The sequence below is a fragment of the Amycolatopsis sp. NPDC003676 genome, assembly GCF_053587275.1.
In genome coordinates this window covers 1-1380 of sequence record NZ_JBSFNS010000300.1, presented here as the reverse complement: position 1 = coordinate 1380, position 1380 = coordinate 1, and the positions used below count along the sequence as shown (strand labels likewise).

At 65.9% G+C, this 1380-nt stretch carries 2 protein-coding genes; one reads left to right on the top strand and one right to left on the bottom strand.

Translation table 11 applies throughout. The features are described from left to right. On the top strand, window positions 1-679 hold a 679-nt coding region (locus ACWDNU_RS45855), incomplete at its 5' end, for a tRNA-guanine transglycosylase (RefSeq protein ID WP_449673451.1). Window positions 680-712: 33 nt separating this feature from the next. Here the strand turns inward: ACWDNU_RS45855 and ACWDNU_RS45850 are convergent. After that, window positions 713-1380: queuosine precursor transporter (locus tag ACWDNU_RS45850; protein ID WP_449673450.1), on the bottom strand; the 668-nt coding region annotated here is incomplete at its 5' end.

Genomic DNA, 1380 nt, shown 5'->3' with positions numbered 1-1380 from the left:
GCTCCAGCGCACGCACGAGTGGGCCCAGCGCTGCATCGATGAGCACGAGAAGCTCACCGGCGAGCGCGGGCACCGGCCCTATCAGGCGCTGTTCGCGGTGATCCAGGGCGCGCAGTACGAAGACCTGCGCCGCAAGGCCTGTCGCGAGCTCGAGGAGATCCGCGGGGCGGGCGGAACGGAATTCGACGGCTACGGCATCGGCGGCGCGCTGGAGAAGCACAATCTCGGCACCATCGTCGGCTGGTGCTGTGACGAGCTGCCCGAGCACAAGCCGCGGCACATGCTCGGCATCAGCGAACCCGAGGACATGTTCGTCGCCATCGAGAACGGCGCCGACACCTTCGACTGCGTGAACCCGTCGCGGGTGGCGCGCAACGCGGCGATCTACGTCGACCAGGGCCGGTTCAACATCAACACCAGCCGCTTCCGCCGCGATTTCACCCCGATCGACGAGAACTGCGACTGCTACACCTGCGCCCACTACACCCGCGCCTACCTGCATCACCTGTTCAAGGCCAAGGAGATGCTCTCGGCGACGCTCTGCACGATCCACAACGAGCGGTTCACCGTGCGGCTGGTCGACCGCATCCGCGCCAGCATCGAGGGCGGCTATTTCGACGAGTTCAAGACCGAATTCCTGGGCCAGTGGCAGGGCCGGATCAAGGCGCCGGGGGCGTAGCGGCGGACCGGAGACCGATCCGCCGCCTGCCGCCTAGTCGTGCAGGGCGTCGACCTTCGCCGGAGCGTAGGTCGGTTCGGTCTTCTTGAGGATCGCGATCACGCGGTAGGTGATCGGCATGACGAGGATCTCGACCAGCGTCTTCCACAGGAAGCCGACGATCACGTAGTTGACGAACGACTGCCAGCTGTCGATGCCGATGGCGGTGGCGGCGATCGAGCAGAAGATCAGCGTGTCGGCGAACTCGCCGATCACCGTGGAGCCGAGCAGCCGCGCCCACAGGTGCTTTTCCTTGGTGCGTTCCTTGATCATCACCAGGGTGGCCGAGTTCAGCAGCTGACCGACGAAGTAACCGGCCAGGCCGGCGAGCACGAGCTGCGGGGTGGTGCCGAGGACCGTGCGGAACGCTTCCTGGTTCTCGTAGAAGCCGGCGGCGGGCAGCCGGATCGCGATCGCGAAGCACGCGACGGTGAGCAGCAGCGCGCCGAAACCGGTGTAGATGGCGTGGCGGGTGGCACGGAAGCCGTACACCTCGCTGAGCACGTCACCGAGGATGTAGGCGAGGGGGAACAGGAAGAAGGCGCCGTCGGTCGCGATCGGCAGGATCTGCAGCGGGCCGAGCATCACCGATTTGTCGGCGAAGAATTCGACGCCCTTGGTGGCACAGATGTTGGAGATGATCAGCGTCGCCGTGAACACGG